Source organism: Microbacterium sp. 11MF (assembly GCF_000383475.1).
GTDB lineage: Bacteria > Actinomycetota > Actinomycetes > Actinomycetales > Microbacteriaceae > Microbacterium > Microbacterium aquilitoris.
Window position 1 is genome coordinate 912,453 of sequence record NZ_KB911459.1, and the last position, 16,426, is coordinate 928,878.

General features: G+C 68.3%; 18 protein-coding genes. 11 read left to right on the forward strand and 7 right to left on the reverse strand.

The genetic code is table 11. The features are described 5' to 3' along the window. Positions 1 to 6 precede the first annotated feature (6 nt). Complete coding sequence (locus tag H286_RS0104480) at positions 7 to 537, forward strand: gamma carbonic anhydrase family protein (RefSeq protein WP_028497394.1); 531 nt, start codon at positions 7 to 9, stop codon at positions 535 to 537. A 68-nt stretch (positions 538 to 605) separates the two neighbouring features. Further along, complete coding sequence (gene lnt, locus H286_RS0104485) at positions 606 to 2,159, forward strand: apolipoprotein N-acyltransferase (RefSeq protein ID WP_020097254.1); 1,554 nt, start codon at positions 606 to 608, stop codon at positions 2,157 to 2,159. Between the two features lie 3 nt (positions 2,160 to 2,162). Here lnt and H286_RS0104490 read toward each other — a convergent pair whose 3' ends face one another. From H286_RS0104490 to H286_RS0104505, 4 genes are all read right to left on the reverse strand, one after another. Further along, positions 2,163 to 2,534, reverse strand: coding sequence for an RNA polymerase-binding protein RbpA (locus H286_RS0104490; protein ID WP_018187978.1), 372 nt, complete (start codon positions 2,532 to 2,534; stop codon positions 2,163 to 2,165). A gap of 106 nt (positions 2,535 to 2,640) precedes the next feature. Continuing rightward, positions 2,641 to 3,414, reverse strand: coding sequence for a glycerophosphodiester phosphodiesterase family protein (locus H286_RS0104495; protein WP_020097255.1), 774 nt, complete (start codon positions 3,412 to 3,414; stop codon positions 2,641 to 2,643). Further along, positions 3,411 to 4,373, reverse strand: a complete 963-nt coding sequence (locus tag H286_RS0104500; protein WP_020097256.1) for an SPFH domain-containing protein — start codon at positions 4,371 to 4,373, stop codon at positions 3,411 to 3,413. The genes H286_RS0104495 and H286_RS0104500 overlap by 4 nt, the downstream gene beginning before the upstream one ends. Next, entirely contained in the window at positions 4,370 to 4,840 is a 471-nt protein-coding gene (locus tag H286_RS0104505; RefSeq protein ID WP_018187975.1) for an NfeD family protein, read from the reverse strand. Before H286_RS0104505 ends, H286_RS0104500 begins: the two co-directional genes overlap by 4 nt. 135 nt (positions 4,841 to 4,975) lie before the next feature. Here H286_RS0104505 and H286_RS0104510 point away from each other — a divergent pair, with 135 nt between their 5' ends. Continuing rightward, positions 4,976 to 5,737, forward strand: a complete 762-nt coding sequence (locus H286_RS0104510) for an SDR family oxidoreductase (protein WP_020097257.1) — start codon at positions 4,976 to 4,978, stop codon at positions 5,735 to 5,737. Positions 5,738 to 5,753: 16 nt separating this feature from the next. On the opposite strand, the gene H286_RS0104515 is transcribed toward H286_RS0104510, so the two are convergent. After that, positions 5,754 to 6,686, reverse strand: coding sequence for an AEC family transporter (locus H286_RS0104515; protein ID WP_020097258.1), 933 nt, complete (start codon positions 6,684 to 6,686; stop codon positions 5,754 to 5,756). Between the two features lie 84 nt (positions 6,687 to 6,770). On the opposite strand from H286_RS0104515, the gene H286_RS0104520 reads away from it, so the two are divergent. Genes H286_RS0104520 through H286_RS0104530 form a run of 3 tightly spaced genes read left to right on the forward strand, consistent with a single transcriptional unit; the run spans position 6,771 to position 8,492 of the window. Continuing rightward, a complete protein-coding gene (locus H286_RS0104520) occupies positions 6,771 to 7,235 on the forward strand; it encodes a DUF2975 domain-containing protein (protein ID WP_020097259.1) in 465 nt (154 codons plus the stop codon). After that, positions 7,235 to 7,456, forward strand: a complete 222-nt coding sequence (locus tag H286_RS0104525) for a helix-turn-helix domain-containing protein (protein WP_020097260.1) — start codon at positions 7,235 to 7,237, stop codon at positions 7,454 to 7,456. The genes H286_RS0104520 and H286_RS0104525 overlap by 1 nt, the downstream gene beginning before the upstream one ends. Then, positions 7,449 to 8,492 (forward strand): hypothetical protein, encoded by a 1,044-nt coding sequence (locus H286_RS0104530; protein ID WP_036324046.1) that lies wholly within the window; start codon positions 7,449 to 7,451, stop codon positions 8,490 to 8,492. Before H286_RS0104525 ends, H286_RS0104530 begins: the two co-directional genes overlap by 8 nt. Positions 8,493 to 8,747: 255 nt before the next feature. On the opposite strand, the gene H286_RS0104535 is transcribed toward H286_RS0104530, so the two are convergent. Then, on the reverse strand, positions 8,748 to 9,221 hold the full coding sequence (locus tag H286_RS0104535) for a hypothetical protein (RefSeq protein WP_020097262.1): 474 nt from the start codon (positions 9,219 to 9,221) through the stop codon (positions 8,748 to 8,750). Between the two features lie 40 nt (positions 9,222 to 9,261). Then, complete coding sequence (locus H286_RS0104540; protein ID WP_020097263.1) at positions 9,262 to 10,491, reverse strand: ROK family protein; 1,230 nt, start codon at positions 10,489 to 10,491, stop codon at positions 9,262 to 9,264. Between the two features lie 187 nt (positions 10,492 to 10,678). Between H286_RS0104540 and H286_RS0104545 the strand changes: the two genes are divergently transcribed. The 5 genes from H286_RS0104545 to H286_RS0104565 all read left to right on the forward strand — a co-directional run bounded on the left by H286_RS0104545 (position 10,679) and on the right by H286_RS0104565 (position 16,417). Then, positions 10,679 to 11,923: an ABC transporter substrate-binding protein gene (locus tag H286_RS0104545; RefSeq protein WP_018186797.1), complete on the forward strand. Its 1,245-nt coding sequence runs from the start codon at positions 10,679 to 10,681 to the stop codon at positions 11,921 to 11,923. A 65-nt stretch (positions 11,924 to 11,988) separates the two neighbouring features. Next, positions 11,989 to 12,927 carry a carbohydrate ABC transporter permease gene (locus H286_RS0104550; protein ID WP_018186796.1) on the forward strand — a complete coding sequence of 313 codons (939 nt, stop codon included), beginning with the start codon at positions 11,989 to 11,991 and terminating at the stop codon, positions 12,925 to 12,927. After that, complete coding sequence (locus H286_RS0104555; RefSeq protein WP_020097265.1) at positions 12,924 to 13,772, forward strand: carbohydrate ABC transporter permease; 849 nt, start codon at positions 12,924 to 12,926, stop codon at positions 13,770 to 13,772. The genes H286_RS0104550 and H286_RS0104555 overlap by 4 nt, the downstream gene beginning before the upstream one ends. Positions 13,773 to 13,803: 31 nt before the next feature. Next, positions 13,804 to 15,084 carry an ROK family transcriptional regulator gene (locus tag H286_RS0104560; protein WP_020097266.1) on the forward strand — a complete coding sequence of 427 codons (1,281 nt, stop codon included), beginning with the start codon at positions 13,804 to 13,806 and terminating at the stop codon, positions 15,082 to 15,084. Positions 15,085 to 15,106: 22 nt separating this feature from the next. Continuing rightward, positions 15,107 to 16,417: a glycoside hydrolase family 27 protein gene (locus H286_RS0104565; RefSeq protein WP_020097267.1), complete on the forward strand. Its 1,311-nt coding sequence runs from the start codon at positions 15,107 to 15,109 to the stop codon at positions 16,415 to 16,417. The last annotated feature ends 9 nt before the right edge of the window (positions 16,418 to 16,426 follow it).

Sequence of the window (16,426 nt, forward strand, 5' to 3'; positions counted from 1 at the left end):
AGAACCATGACCGTGTCACCTGACGCCACTGTGATCTCTGTGGCGGGCGGCGTCCCGTCCGTCCCCGACTCGGCCTTCGTCGCCGCGGGCGCCCGCCTCGTCGGCGCCGTCTCCCTCGGGGAGCGCGCGAGCATCTGGTACAACGCCGTCCTCCGGGGCGACAGCGCGCCGATCGCGATCGGGGCGCGGAGCAATGTGCAGGACGGCGTCGCGATCCACGTCGACGCCGCGCACGGGGTGGACGTCGGAGAGGACGTCTCGATCGGCCACAACGCCGTCGTCCACGGCTGCCGCATCGGCGACGGAACGCTCGTCGGCATGGGGGCGGTCGTCCTGTCCGGTGCCGACATCGGACCCGGATGCCTCATCGCCGCCGGCGCCGTGGTCCTCGAGGGGACGGTCATCCCGAGCGGGTCGCTCGTGGCGGGTGTGCCCGCGCGCGTTCGACGTGAGCTGACCGACGAGGAGCGCTCCGGGATCCTCCGCAACGCGGAGATCTACCTCGGTCACGCCGAGCGGCACGGTGCTGTCTCGTGACCGGGACCGTCTGGCGACCGGGACCGTCTCCAGCCTCGCCATAGCCCGACTCATCTAGGCTTCCGTCCGTGCCCGAACGCCCCCTGCTGCCCCTGTGGCTCGCGTTGCCCGTCGCGATCGCCGGGGGAGCGGTGCTGGACCTCGCCTTCCCCGACATCGGCATCTGGCCGCTCGCGTTCGTCGGCGCCGCGCTCACGCTCGTGACCCTGATCGGCCGCTCCGCGTGGGGTTCCGTCGCCGTGGGCGCCGTGTTCGCGGCATCCTTCTACCTGCTCCACATCGCGTGGATCACCCGCTACCTCGGCGCTGTCCCGTGGTTCGCTCTCGCGGGGGTGGAGACGATCCTCAGCGCGGTCGGAGCGATCGTCATCACGCTGTCCTACCGATGGCTACCGCGTTTGGTTCCCGGGTCCTGGGCACGCGTGACCCTCCTTCCGGCGCTGGTCGCCGCAGCGTGGACGGCGCGCGAGCAGTTCATGGGCTCGTGGCCCTACACCGGCTTCCCCTGGGCACGACTCGGAATGAGCCAGGCCGACAGTCCGCTCGCGGAGCTCGCGTCGTGGCTCGGTGTGAGTGGTCTCACCTTCGTGATGGTGTTCGTCGTCGCCGCTGCCATCGAAGCCGTACGCCTGCGCGTGTGGCGTCGCGTACGCCTGCTCGCACCCGCCGCCGTCGCTGCCGCCGTCCTGGTCCTCATCCCGCAGTTCCCGACGACGGATGCCGGAACCATGCGCGTCGGCGCGGTGCAGGGCAACGGGCCCTCGGGCTTCTTCGACAGGCGCGAGCCCTACGACGTGTTCCGGGCCCAGCTCGCGGCGACCCAGCCCCTCATCGGGAAGAAACTCGACGTCCTGCTGTGGCCCGAGGGCGGTGTCGACGCCGACCCGCTGAACAACAGCTCCATCGCAGGAGCGTTGGACGACCTGTCCCGGGAGGTGGAGGCGCCCCTACTCGTGAATGCCGCCACCGAGCGCGACTCGCTCGTCTACAACACCTCGATGCTGTGGCAGGCAGGCCAGGAGAACCCGCTGGCGATCCACGACAAGACCCATCCCGTGCCGATGGGGGAGTACGTGCCCGATCGCTGGTTCTTCGAAGCCTTGGCACCTGATCTCGTCGGCCTGATCACTCGCGAGTACACTCCGGGTACGAACCCCCCGTTCTTCGATGTGAACGGCGTGGGCGTCGGTTTGGCGATCTGCTTCGACGTCATCTACGACGACGTGATCTGGCAGGGTGCCAGGGACGGCGCCGAGGTGTACATGTTCCAGACGAACAACGCCGATTTCCGCGGGACCGACGAGAACGTGCAGCAGCTCGGATTCGCGCGCATGCGGGCGATCGAGACGGGCCGCGCCGTCGTCAACATCTCGACAGTGGGGACCAGTCAGGTCATCGGTCCGGACGGCTCCGTCATCGACGGCCTGGCCGCAGACACCTCCGGGGCCCTCCTGGTGGACGTCCCGTTGCGCACCGGCCTCACACCCGCCGTCGTCATCGGCCCGGCGGTGCAGTGGGTCCTCGGCTGGTCGGCCCTCCCCGTGCTGCTGCTGCTCGGCGTCCTCGTCCGCAGGCGCACGAAAGCGGCGCCGTCCGCGAAGGACGACGCCGCTGAAGTGTGAGGGTCAGGCGCTCAGTTTGCCGGAGTTCTCGCCGCGTCGGGATCGCAGGAGAGCCAGTCGCTCCTCGAGCAGCTCTTCGAGCTCGGGGATGGTACGACGCTCCATGAGCATGTCCCAGTGGGTGCGAGCGGCCTTGTCACCGGAGTGGTCCACCACGGCGACGGTGTCGCCGATGCGGCGGAGTGCTTCGGCTCCGCAGGTCCGGCATTCCCAGGCCTCAGGGACCTCAGCGTCTGCAGCGAAGGTGAGAACGGTCTCCCGCTCGCACTGCGTGCAGACGTAGGTGTGGTTGGTGCGCTCTACGAATACGACGCCTTCTTCGCTCTGTAGGCTCGAAGCGCCGAGACGCATGCCGCGAAGGCTGCGATCTGCCATTGTGTGGTCCTCTCGTCGTCCTCAGGTATAACGAACCCACCTGTGCGGATCATCCGAGAAGACCTCAATCGATGTGGTATTCACAGCCGACTTCCAGGCCCGGAGGTTATAGCGATTTCGCCCGTGCGGCCGCGCCGAGATCGGCTCGGTCCGTGACGATGCCGTCCACCCCGACACCGATCAGTCGTGTCATGGCGTCGGGGTCGTTCACCGTCCAGACGTGGACTTCGATGCCCCTCGCATGAGCAAGATCGAGCAGCCGGCGCGACAGGATCGGGATGCCGCGGTGGCGTTCGGGGATCTGCAGGGCGTCCACCCCGTCGAGTCGTCGCGCGGCGAGGCGGGGGAGGCGCGCCGCCAGCGCGGCGAGCACGCCGGCGAGCGTCCGTGCGCCCGCCGAGGTCGCCGGCTCGCCGCCCTGCGACCGGGCGGCCGCGAGGGCGACCTCACGCCGGCGATCCGAGAAGCTCGTGAGGAGGACGCGGTGGGCTTCGCGTGCGACGAGCGTGCCGACCTGGTGGGCGACGGCATCCGCCTTCACATCGAGGTTGAATCGGGCATCGGGGAACGCCTGAAGGACGTCGGGGAGCACCGCGAGACCGCCTCGCGTCGACATGATGTCTGTGAGCTCTCGGGTCCGTATGTCAGCGACGCGGCGGGGATCGCCGGTGACGCGGCGAAGGTCATCGTCGTGGAAGAGGACGACGTCGCCGTCCGCGGTCAGGTGGCAGTCCGACTCGAGATAGAGCGTCCCCGTCGCCCGGCCCGCCGCGAGGGCGGCGACGGAGTTCTCGGCGACGTTCTCGGAATCGGACGGCACGAAACCGCGGTGGGCGAGGATGCGGGGGGTCGCCTCACCGAGGAACCACGGGTGGGTCATGACGTCGGAGTCGTCCCGTCTGCGGGCCTCGGCTTCGAGGCGTGCGCGTCGGAGCCGCCGAAGGCCGTGCTGAACGAATTGAGGGCGTTCGTGAACTCGCTCGGGATGATCCAGAGCTTGTTCGAGGAGCTCTCGCTGATCTTCGGCAGCATCTGCAGGTACTGGTAGGCGAGGAGCTTCTCGTCGGGATCACCCTTGTGGATGGCCTCGAAGACGAACTGGATCGCCTCGGCCTCGCCCTCGGCGCGGAGGACCGCGGCTTGCTTGTCGCCCTCGGCGCGCAGGATCTCGGCCTGACGTCGCCCCTCGGCCTCGAGGATCTGCGACTGCTTGGAACCTTCCGCGGTGAGGATCGCGGCGCGGCGGTCGCGCTCTGCGCGCATCTGCTTCTCCATCGAATCCTGAATAGACACCGGCGGGTCGATCGCCTTCAGTTCGACGCGCGAGACGCGGATGCCCCACTTGCCCGTCGCCTCGTCGAGGACGACGCGCAGCTGAGTGTTGATGTTGTCCCGGCTGGTCAGTGCCTCTTCGAGGTTGAGACCACCGACGACGTTGCGGAGCGTGGTCGTCGTCAGTTGCTCGACGGCGCCGAGGTAGTTGTTGATCTCGTACGTCGCTGCCCGCGCGTCGGTGACCTGGAAGTAGACGACCGTGTCGATGGAGACCACGAGGTTGTCCTCGGTGATGACCGGCTGAGGCGGGAACGAGACGACCTGCTCGCGCATGTCGACCAGCGGCAGGAGGCGGTCGATGAACGGGATGAGGAGGTTCAGTCCGGGGGACAGGGTGCGCTGGTAGCGCCCGAGTCGCTCGACCACCCCGGCGTAGGCCTGCGGGATGATCCGGATCGAGCGGAAGAGGACGACGACGACGAAGATCGCGACGACGACCAGCAACACGACGACGAAGATCTGACCGACGAAGTCACCGGCGTTGACGGTGAGGGGGATTCTCATGCGGGGTTCCCTTCTTCGGGTGCCACCACGACGGTGGCGCCGCGGACGGCGGTGACGGTGACGCGCTGACCGGGGGAGACGGATGCCGCGGCATCCGTCAATCGCGCCGTCCACGTCTCACCGTTGTCGAGCTTGACCGAGCCGTCGCCGTCGACGAAGGCCGAGACGACCCGCGCGGACATCCCGGTAAGAGCGTCCACGTTGGTCGGGATGTGCTGACTCGAGCGGTGCAACGCCCGCAACAGGAGCGGACGAATCGTGAACAGCAACAGCGCCGAGACGGCCGCGGCCGCGAGGATCTGAAGCCACCAGACGCCACCGACGAGGTTCACTCCCAGCCCGCCGACCAGCGTGCCGGCAGCGAGCATGAGGAAGGTGAATTCGAGGGTAAGCAGCTCGATGATGACGAAGAGGACCGCGAGCACCAGCCAACCGATCCACAGGTACTGGATGAGGTCCGGGAACATCGTCGGCTCCTTCGGTGGGCGTGTCCTCGCACACTACCAACGGGCTCCCTCGCGCGGGTCGGACGCGCCAGATTGATAGGCTCATCGAGCCCCATCCGCCTCGCGCACCCGCCGAGCACCTCGCAGGAGAGCCCCATGTCGCAGCCCGTCCCCGCCGCATCCCTGACCGGTAAGACCGCCCTGGTGACCGGGTCGTCGCGAGGCATCGGTGCCGACACGGCGCGGTACCTGGCCCAGGCGGGCGCGAACGTGGTCATCAACTTCCGCAACAAGGCCCCTCGAGCCGAAAAACTTGCGACCGAGCTGCGGGAGCTCGGCGTCGAGGTGCTCACCGTCGGCGCGGACCTGACAGATGCGGCATCCGTGTCGGAGATGGTCTCGGCGATCGAGGAGCGTTTCGGCTCGCTCGACATCCTCGTGCTGAACGCGTCCGGCGGCATGGAGGGCGGCATGGCCGAGGACTACGCCCTGACCCTGAACCGCGACGCCCAGGTGGGTGCGCTCGAGGCCGCGCTCCCGCTGATCCCGGCCGGTGGCCGCGTCGTTTTCGTCACGAGCCACCAGGCCCACTTCATCCACACGACGCCGACGATGCCCGAGTACGAGCCCGTCGCCCGCTCCAAGCGTGCCGGAGAGGACGCCCTGCGCGAGCGGATCCCGGCTCTCACCGAGAAGGGCGTCGAGTTCGTCGTGGTCTCGGGCGACATGATCGAGGGCACCATCACCGCGACGCTGCTGGAGCGCGCCAACCCCGGTGCGATCGCCGAGCGTCGCGAGAGCGCCGGCAAGCTCTACAACGTGTCGGAGTTCGCGGCCGAGGTCGCCCGCGCCGCGGTGGAGCCGATCCCCGCCGACAACACCCGCCTCATCGGCGACACGAGCTCGTTCGGCGACTGACGGCGCCCCGGCGGGTTCAGCCGCCCGGTCGCAGGAGCAGGACCACGACGAACAGTACGGGGACGCATCCGATCGTCGTCACGAAGACGGTGTCCCGGGCGATCGTCTGCCCGATCGCGTATCGCTGCGCGTAGTTGAAGACGTTCTGCGCGGTCGGGAGCGCGGCGAGCACGGTCACGACGAGGACCTCGGCGGGGGAGAGGCCGAAGACGAATTGCGCGAGAACCCACGCCACGACGGGCATGACGAGCAGCTTCAGGCCGGCGGCGAGGAGGATGTCGCGGCGTCGTCCCGGCGTCCCCAGCACCCGCTGGCCATGGAGTGAGATGCCGTAGCTGATCAGCAGGACGGGGACGGCGGCGCCCGCGATCAGCTCCATTGGCGCGATCACGATCTGCGGAAGCGGGATGCCGGTGGCCGAGACGATCGTGCCGAGAAGCGATCCCACCACGATGGGGTTCGAGATCGTCCGGCGCAGGATCGGCCACGGCCGCCGTCGTCCGTCCGTCGTCAGGGCTTCGAAGATCGCCATCACGACGGGTGTGAGCACGAGCAGCTGGAAGAGGATCACCGGTGCGGGGTACGCCGCGCTTCCGAGCACGTAGAGCGACAGCGGGATGCCGATGTTGTTCGAGTTGACCTGACCGGCCGAGAGGAGGCCGATGAGGATCTCGCCGGCCGGTCGTCGCCAGACGAATCGCGAGACGGCGGCGAAGATGGCGAACACCGAGACGGCTGCGAGCGCCGAGACGGGCAGGAGCGCGGAGAACAGCGTCGCGACGTCGGCGCGCGCCAGCACGACGAAGAGGAGGAACGGACTCAGCACGAAGAACGTGATCCGACCGAGGACCTGGCCGCCGGTGGGACCCAGGAGGTCGATGCGTCCGATGATCCACCCGACCATGATCGCGACGCCGATGACGGCGAATCCGGTGAGCACCTCGATCATCATTCGAGCCTACGGGGAGTCACGGTTGCCCGGAGACGGGGGAGTGGCTATCGTTTTTCGATAGATGGCTATCGAAAGGCGCTCATGAGTCGTGTAACGATCCTCACCCTGCGGACGGCGCTCGCTCTGTCGTTGCTCGGGTCCTTGGCGGTGCAGATCCTGGTGCTTCCGACGATCTGGAACGACCTCGGGGCGCTGCCGACCGCGTGGCGAGTGACGGTCATCGTGATCCTCGCCCTCTGGCTCGTGTGCCTGCAGGTCGTCGCGCTCTGCATCTGGCGGCTCGTGTCGATGGCTGCAGCCGACGCGGTGTTCTCGGTCGGTGCTTTCCGCTTCGTCGACGCGGTCATCGCAGCGATCGCCGTAGCCGCCGTCCTCACCGGGGCGCTGGCGACGATGCTGGTACCGGGATCGGCCGCCCCCGGAGTGGTGGGGATCGTCTACGGCGCAGCCCTGGCGACCGGGGGAGTCGCGCTCGTCGTAGTCGTAATGCGGTCACTGCTGCGGAAGGCGATCGAGATGCGTTCCGAGCTCGACGAGGTCGTCTGATGCCCATCGTCGTGGACATCGATGTCATGCTCGCGCGGCGGAAGATGGCCGTGGGTGACCTGGCCGCCCGCATCGGCATCACACCGGCGAACCTCGCGGTGCTGAAGAACGGCCGGGCGAAAGCCGTCCGGTTCACGACGCTCGACGCGCTCTGCGAGGCGCTCGACTGCCAACCGGGTGATTTGCTGCGCTGGGAGCCGGCCGAGGATACGGGTGGCTGACGCACGGCGCGTGGCCGTCGGCATCCGAGTCCTCACAGCGGTGGTGGCAGTTCTCATCGCCGCAGCGATGATCGCCGTAGCGGTGTCGACGAGCGAGGAAGGCGAGGGCACGACGGTTCTCGTAGGGACGCTGGATTCGCCGCAGATCGTGGCTGTGCTCATCCTGGTGGGCGTGATCGACCTCACTGTCCTCGTCTTCAGTCTGCGAGCGACGAGGGTCGCGGGCCGCGTTGGAGTGATCGTGGCGAGGGTCGCGGCAACCGGAGCGGTGCTCGTCGCGGGCGCAGGTGTGTTCCTGGCGACGTTCCCGACCACCATCGTGTCGCCGCTCATCGACGATGACGGATGCGACACCGGTTACCTCGTCCGCGAGGAGAACCACTGGCTGTCGAGCTCGAGCTCCCTGTACCGCATGGACGGTCTCGTTGCGACCGGCGTGGCGACGATCTCGAACGCGGATGGCGGGATGCCGTTCCACGAGCGCGCGTACGGCGCCTCGGAAGAGGACGGAACTCTGCGGGTGTCGGCTGCCTCCGCGGGCAGTGGTGTCGTCGAAACGGTGACCGTGCCTGAGCTGACGGGGCACGTGCCGGAGTGCGGGCTGAAGCGTCCGACGTATCAGGCGGATCGTCCGTCGCCGACGCCGACTGCGCCGGCACCCGTCAGTCTGGAACGCGCCGAGGCGGAACTGGAGCGCATGTACGCAGCGACACTCGCTGCGGTTCCTGGAGCCGTCGGCACGGACGGCCGCGCCGTGGCGTCGTCCGCGCCGACACGGACGACATGCGATCGTGGCGCCGCGCAATCGGCGCTGACGTTCGCGTTCGCAACCGAGGACAACGCGGCGTCACTGGAGAAGATCCTCGCGACGTGGGATGCCGCCGGGTACGAGGTCGATCGTGCGATCCAGACGGACATCCGCTTCGATCCGATCACGACGGTCACCCTGCGCATCGCCGATCGTTCAACGATCGACGGAACGATCCACGGGACGATCACCTCAGGGTGTCTCTCCGAACAAGAGAACATCCGATAATGCACATTATGTCAACTCGGCGACGGGCGACGACGCAGGTGCTCCCCGGCCAGAGGATGGACGGGTGACCGACCGACGAAGCGACGATCGCGAGATCGACGTATCGGACGCCGGAGTGGGACTGGACGGCGGCGCTCGTGACGCACGGTGCCTTCCATCAGATCGCGCTTCATCCGGAAGATCTCGTCGTCCGTGTCGCGATCGGACGGGATGCCGCTGCGCGTACGGCTCGCGAGCGGCTCACAACCCGAGGATCTAGCCTGCGTTCCCGTTGAGGACACGCTGCAGGTAGTCCTGGAACCTCTCGAACCCGCCTTCGAGGGCGAGGGCAAGTTCCGTCGCGCTGCCGACCAGGACCGCGTCGTCAGGATCGGGGAAGTCATCACCGTCGTGGATGCCGGCGATGCCGAGGTAGGTGGGATCGCCCTGCGGATTGACGATCATCAACCTCCCCGCCGTGCACAGGTCGAACACGAAGGCGCACTCCGACGAGCTGAGCGTCGCGTGCGGAAGTGTTCCGGTGACCGGCTCAGGCTGGTCGAGGGCGTCCAGTGCCAGGTCGCTCCAGGCCCCGTCGAAGGACAGCGCGGCACCGTCCGCAGAGAACAGCCCGCTGCCGTCGGAGTGCACCGACAGTCCACGTGCATCGAGGAACGCGGCCAGGCCGTCCCGGTCGGCGTCGCCGAGATCGCCGCCGTCGATCGGGTAGAAGCTCAGGGAGAAGCCCATGTCCTCAGTATGGCCGGCCGCACGCCGGTTCGACCGGCCCTCACAGGGCGAGCGGAAGACGCGTCGTCGAGAGGCCGACGTCGCCGAGGAAACGCTCGAACGCCAGCGTCGCCATCCCGATGGCGACCGAACTCCCCCGCACCGTCGACACCCCGAGTTCCCGCGGCGTGGTCGCGCCGATCGGTGCCCGGCGCTGCAATTCGCGCCTCGTGGGCTCGACCAGGTCATCGCCGAGCGTCCACGCGGTCCAGCCCGTCAGCATCATCACCTCGGGATCGATGATCGAGGCCAGGTCGCCGAGCGCCGCCCCGAGGTAATGGGCAGTGCGCGCCAGTACGTCGTCGATGACCGGGTCTCCCCCGGCCCGGCGGTGCGCCTGTGCCAATCCGTCGATGAACTCGCGCTGCGGGACGACGGCGAGCTCGTGATCGGGAGCGATCTCCCGAAGGGTGACCTGGATGCCGGGTGCCCCCACGTACGCTTCGACGCATCCCCGGCGACCGCAACGGCAGGTGCGCCCATCGAGGACGAGAACGGCGTGACCCCACTCCCCTGCGCTGTGCGTCGCGCCCCGCAGGATCTTCCCCTCGAGCACGATGCCCGCTCCGACACCCGTGCCGAGGTTGGCGATCACCATCGAGGCCGCGGTACGGCCCCGCCCGAACCAGAGTTCGGCCGTCGCGATGGCTTTCAGCGGGTTCTCCACGACGAGCGGAAGACCGATGCGCTCACGCAGCTGGCGGAGCACCTCGACGTTCCGCGCGGCCCAGCGGGGAGCGACGGCGTCCGCCGACTCCTCCGCACTGATGAGGCCGGGCAGGGCGATGCCGGCGCCGAGGACACGCTCGCGGTCGATCGCCGTCTCGCGGAGAGCCGTGTCGACGGCGCGGACGATGGTCTCGGTCACGCTGCTCGCCGACGGAAGGGACTCGTCCATCGGGACCTCGACGGAGCCGATCTCCTCGAGGCTCGCGTCGAACACGATCGCGCGGACGTAGGTCTCGGCGACGTCGATCCCGAGGATGCGGCCGCGGTCACCGTTCACCCGCAGCATCGTCGTCGGTCGTCCGGCACCGAGTGCCGAGCTGCCGGCATCCACCACCAGGCCCTCGCCGCGGAGCTCCTGAACGATGGTCGCGACGGTGGCGACGCTCAGCCCCGTCGTCTGGGCGAGCTCGTTACGCGTCGAGGTTCCCGCCGAGAGCAGACCGTGCAGGACGTCGAGACGCGACTCGCTGCGGATGTCGCGCGACGATCTCTTCCCGACCACTGTCTCTTCTCTCCGGCATCCCCACGACCTACGCGACTGCCTGCATGAATACTGCCAGAGCCGAACCGATTCTGGATCAGGGGTAGACCACCCCTTCTTTTAAGCGTTAGATTAAGGGCGATCGGTGCGACGGCGGACCGATCGGATACCCGTATCGCCGTCACCATCCCGCAGAGAGGCGAGAAGGATGACATCACCCAAGCGACGCAAGCTCGCAATCACAGCAGCACTCCTCAGCGCATCCGCGCTGTTGATCTCCGGATGCTCGAGCGGCGCGGGCGGCGGTGCGGACGGCCCGATCACGCAGTTCTACCACCAGTACGGCGAAGACGGCGTCCAGGACGCCGTCAACCGCTGGGCGGACGATTACAAGGACGCCAAGATCGACCTCCAGTGGGTCGAGGGCGACTACGCACAGCGCGTCAACGCCCTGCTCGCATCGGGCCGCGGGGTCGACCTGTTCGAGTACAACGCGATCAACGTCGAGGCGGCTCGACAGGGGCAGTACGCAGATCTCACGGACATCGTCGAGCCTGTCAAGGACGACATCCTCCCGATCGCCCTCAAGCCTGTCACGATCGACGGCAAGTACTACGGCATCCCGATGATCACCGATGCCCAGCTGTTCGTCTACCGGCCCTCCATGTTCAAGGAAGCCGGCATCGAGGTCCCCACGACGTGGGACGAGCTCGTCGAGGCGGCCAAGAAGCTCACGAACGCCGACCACAAGGGCCTGTTCCTCGGCAACGACGGTGGCGCGGGCATCCTCGCAGCCAACCTGCCGCCGGCAGCTCCCGGCGGCATCATCAACGACGAGAACACGAAGGTCTCGCTCGACTCGCCCCAGCTCGCCGACGCGCTGACCTCGGCTCACGATCTCTACGACTCGGGCTCGCTCCTGATGGGCGCACCGACCGACTGGTGGGACCCGACGTCCTTCATCGCCGGTGATGTCGCGATCAGCTGGCAGGGCCTGTGGGCGATCCCCGCCCTCAAGAAGGCGCTCGGCGACGACGTGGGCGCATTCGCGGTCCCGGCGCTCGAAGGCGGACAGCCCATCGTGGGCGTCTCGCAGTGGAACGAGATGGTCGCCGGCAAGTCGGGCAAGATCGAGAAGGCGAAGGAGATCGCCAAGAAGCAGTGGATCGACGACACAGACTGGCAGATCGAGTTCAGCACCAAGTACGGATTCCACATCCCGCCGCTGAAGTCCGCCCGCGAGCAGGCCAAGAGCCTCGGTGACGGCATCGCGAAGGACATCGTCGACCTGACCACGGAGTACGGCTGGACCGGCGGCCCGTACTACACGCCCGCGATGAGCACAGCGCTCACCGACGCGGTCAACCGCATCGTCGTCGAAGGCGCGGACGCGAAGTCCGAGCTGGCTGCGGCTCAGACCACGATGCAGGGCATGCTGGACGCACTCCAGTGACTCAGCTCAACACTCCGGTGGCCCGGGTCTCAGACCCGGGCCACCGGCCCACTCCCCCGCCGTCCGTGCCGCGACGCCGGCGTCCGATCCGAGGCACCCGGCGTGCCTTCTGGCTCTTCGTCAGCCCGTTCTTCCTCGGCCTGCTGATCTTCAGCATCATCGCGCTGTTCTGGGGTTTCTATCTCAGCTTCACGCGCGCCGTTGCGACCATCACGCCGACCGACTTCGTCGGCTTCGACAACTACGTCTCGCTGCTGACCGACCCGAGCTTCCTGTCATCGCTCCTGTCGTTCACCGTGTTCGCGGTGCTCGTCGTGCCGACCACCCTCATCGTCTCGCTGGTCCTCGCGATGCTGGTGGCGAACCTCCCGGTCGCCCGCGCCTTCTTCCGATCCGTCTTCTTCCTGCCGACGGCGTTCTCGTACGTCATCGCGTCCTTGATCTGGAAGCTCGGCATCTTCAGCGGATCGACCTCCTCCGTCGCCAACTCGGTGCTCTCCTCGCTCGGGCTGCCGACGGTGGATGCCTGGCTGACGCAGTCGCCCTACTACTGGGTCGTCATCGTGAGCGTCCGCCTGTGGCTGCAGGTCGGTTTCTACATGCTGCTGTTCATCGCCGGCCTCCAGCGGATCCCCGAGACGCTGTACGAAGCCGCGGCGATCGACGGCCTGTCCCGCGGACCCCGGCGATTCTTCGCGATCACGTGGCCCCAGCTCCGCCCCACCACGGCGGCCGTCATGCTCCTCCTGCTGGTGGCGGCGTTCCAGGCGTTCGACGAGTTCTACAACCTCGTACGGACGATCCCCTCGGTCCGACCACCCCTCCTCTACATCTACAACCTCTCGTTCCAGCAACTCGACTACGGCAAGGGTTCCGCGGGTGCGTTCGTCGTCACGGCGATCGTCGTCCTCGTCGCCCTCCTGCAGTCGCGCTTCTTCGGATTCGGTGCCGCTGACGAGACGAAAGCGCCGCGCCGCGGTGCCCGGAAGGGACGCGCCTCATGAGTGTCGTCGGAAACCCCGTCCGCCGGAGGGTCGAACTGACCTTCCGCTACGCGGTCCTCATCGTCCTCGCACTGCTGTTCCTGATGCCGCTGTACGTCATGGTCAAGACCGCGGTCTCGCAGCCCGAGGACGTCACCTCCAAGACGTTCGTGTGGTGGCCCGCGAACCCCAACTGGGGCAAGTTCGCGGAGATCTTCGCCGACGAGCGCTTCGGACAGTCCCTCGTGACCTCGGCGATCATGGCCGTGTCGATGACCGTGGGGCAGATCATCATCGGCGCCCTCGCGGGGTACGGGCTCGCCCGCATCCCGAACCGCGCCTCGAAGCCGCTCCTGGCGCTGACCGTGACGATGCTCCTCATCCCGAGCGCCACCACGTTCCTCCCGAACTACCTGATCGTCTCGTGGCTCGGATGGACCGAGAGTCTGCAGGGCATCGTCATCCCGACGCTGTTCACGGCGTTCAACGTCTTCCTCTTCCGACAGTTCTTCATCTCGTTCCCGAGGGAACTGGAAGAGGCCGGCAAGCTCGACGGCCTCGGGTACATCGGCACCTTCGTGCGCGTGGTGCTGCCCAACTCGCTCGCTTTCGCCGCGGCTCTCACCGTTCTCGGCTTCCTCGGCGCATGGAACGCGTTCCTCTGGCCACTCGTGGTCGCCGGTACGGGATTCGGCGCGCTCACTGTGCAGGTCTACCTGTCGTCGTTCATCACGGCGCAGACCTTCGACTACACCGGGTTGTTCGCCGCGGGCTTCCTCGCCTCCATCCCCGTCCTGCTCGTCTTCATCCTCCTGCAGCGGTGGCTGCTGCGCGGTGTCGCGGAGACAGGGCTCGGGGGCGCCTGAGCCCCGCTCGGGTCAGAGACCTGCGACGACCATGACCCGTACTCGATCCTCGAGTGAGATCCGCGACGCCTCCCGGCGCGAGATCGTCCGCGCACTCGTCGTGCAGGGAACGGCCACGCGGACCGAACTCGCGCACGCGACGGGACTCAGCGCTGCGACGGTGTCGAACCTGGTCGCGGAGCTACGGGAGGCCGGGTTCATCGCGGATGCCGGGACCGACAGCGCCGGCACCGGTCGACCGACGACGGTGCTGCGGATCGACGGCGAGGGAGGCTCCTTCCTCGGGATCGACCTCGCCGAGACCTACGTCCGTGCCGTCGTGTTCGACGCCGCCGTGACGGAGATCGGCGCCGCGAATGTCGAGATCGATGAGGAGTGGGTGTCCGTCGACAGCGTCGCCGATGCTCTCCTGCGTGCCGTCGACCTGGCGCTCGAGAGAGGCGGCCGCGCGGCGAGCGACATCCTGGGGGTGGGCCTCGGCCTGCCCGGGCTCCTGTCGACGGACCGCACCGGCACCGTGGCGACGCCCGGATGGGCGGCGCACGTGCGCCGACTGGAGGACCGGGTGCGCCCACGCCTCCCGGGACCCCTGGTGACGGCGAACCCCCTGCAGGCCGTGGGACATTCGGAGATCTGGTTCGGCGCTGCTCGCGGGCGCTCGAGCGCTGTCGTCGTGAATCTCGGCACGGGCGTCGGTGCAGGCATCATCGTCGAAGGGCGGGTCCTCCGCGGTGCGACGCATACGGCGGGCGAATGGGGCCACACGGTCCTCGAGCTCGACGGGCGCTTATGCCGCTGTGGCCGCCGGGGGTGCGTCGAAGCGTACGTGGGGGTGCCCGGCATCCGTCACACCCTCAGCGAGGTGGATCCCGATCACGCGCTCCTGCAGCTCCACCAACGGGAGTTCATCGAGGGGCTCCGCGACGCGGTGGGCGATCCCCCCGTCGCCGAGACGCTCGCGCGGACCGCGCGGTACCTGGGCATCGCCCTGTCGGACATCGTCGCGGTGCTCAATCCGGAGGTCATGACCCTCACCGGTTGGACCGCGTGGGCGCTCGGAGACGCGCTGCTGCCGGCCGCGCGGATCGCCCTCGCCGAGCGTGCTCCAGAACTGACCGCCGCGCGTCTCGATCTCGGAGTGTCACCGGTCCAGGTCAACAGCGTCGCGACGGGGATGGCCGTGCTCGCTTTCGAGAACCACCTCGACTCGAGCGCTCTCGCCCGCCGCGTGCGGTCGCGCCCCGGTCCGCGAGTGGAACCGCCCGGTCCTCCACCGACCGCCTCATCCGCCCCTCAGCCCGTCGCGGGCTGAGGACGAACCCGACAGGAGTCACATGGTCCTCGCACGCCCGGATCGCCCGCCGATGGGATGGAACAGCTGGGACTGCTTCGGCACGACGGTCACCGAAGCGGAGGTGCTCGCGAACGCCCGCTTCATGGCGGAGCACCTGCGGGACGCCGGGTGGGACACCATCGTCGTCGACGCGGACTGGGCGGATCCCGACGCTCGCTCCCACGGCTACAACGACGACGCCCGGCTGCACATCGATGAGCACGGGCGGCTCCTCCCCGACCCGGCGCGCTTCCCCTCCTCGTCCGGCGGCGCGGGGTTCGGACCACTCGCCGCGCAGATACACGCGCTCGGTCTGAAGTTCGGGCTGCACGTCATGCGCGGCATCCCTCGTCGCGCGGTGGCGGAAGGCCTGCTGCTGCACGGCACCTCGACGCCGCTGTCGGCGATCGCCGACTCCGCGAACGACTGCGAGTGGAACCCTCATTTCGTCGGCATCGATCATGCCCATCCGGACGCCGCGGCGTACTACCGTTCGACCGTCGCCCTCTACGACGCGTGGGGTGTCGACCTCATCAAGGCCGACGACATGCTCTGGCCTTACCAGGAGCAGGACATATCGGCCTACAGCGCGGCAGTGGAGTCCGCCGAGCGCGAGATCATCCTCAGCCTCTCCCCCGGCCGCGACCTATCCGCGGCTCACCGCGGGCATCTCGCCGAACACGCGAGCATGTGGCGCATCTGCGATGACGTGTGGGACCGGTGGGAGGATGTCGCAGACAACCTCGGACGCATGGCACGATGGGCGCCGCATGCGCGCCGGGGTGCCTGGCCGGACGCCGACATGCTGCCGCTCGGCCGCATCGGGATCCGTGCCGAGCGTGGCGAGCCACGAGACGATGCGCTCACCCCCGCCGAGCGGCGGAGCCTGCTGACGCTCTGGACGATCGCCCGCTCGCCGCTCATGTTCGGGGGCGACCTGCCCTCGACCGGGCCCGAGACGATCTCACTCCTGCAGAGCCCCGCCCTGGTCGACCTGCTGACGCGAGCGGAGTCGTCCGGTGAGATCCGACGCGAGAACGGCCTCGTCCTCTGGCACGCGACCGGCGGCGCCACGACGTGGATCGCGGCGGTCAACACCACCGGCTCCGCCGTGACGGCGACCCTGGACACGAGGGACCTCGGACTCGGCCCTGCACCCAGGCCGATCGTCGACGTGTGGACGGATGCGACCGTACCCACGCGCCCGGGTCGGCGAGGAGACGAGACCGTCCGCGGCGTCGCGCCGGACTCGACCGCCGTCGACCTCCGCCTCGACGCGCACGCGTGCGCGTTCTGGCGGCACGACGCCTGAGGGCCGCCG